Source organism: Tamlana crocina, from assembly GCF_012037625.1.
The window spans coordinates 1-282 of the sequence record NZ_JAAVJS010000875.1; the positions used below are offsets into that span (position 1 = coordinate 1).

The 282-nt window shown below is 42.2% G+C and carries 1 protein-coding gene; it reads left to right on the plus strand.

Translation table 11 applies throughout. From position 1 onward, the window contains the following. Positions 1 to 67 precede the first annotated feature (67 nt). Positions 68 to 282, plus strand: a 215-nt coding sequence (locus tag HC176_RS19355; protein ID WP_245234979.1) for a glutamate--tRNA ligase family protein, incomplete at its 3' end; no start/stop codon positions are given.

Consider the following 282-nt stretch of genomic DNA (forward strand, 5'->3'; position numbering starts at 1 on the left):
TTTTCAATGCCGTTTCGTGAACCTAAAGAAACCTTTATCTTTGCGCACAAAACCAGCAGTTATGTCAATGGAAAAAGTAAGGGTGCGATTTGCACCGAGCCCAACGGGGCCACTACATATTGGAGGAGTTAGAACAGCTCTTTTTAACTACCTGTTCGCAAAGAAACATGGCGGAGATTTTATCTTAAGAATTGAAGATACAGATCAGGCCCGTTATGTGGAAGGTGCAGAACAATACATTATTGACTCCCTGAATTGGTGTAACATACCCTTTGATGAGGG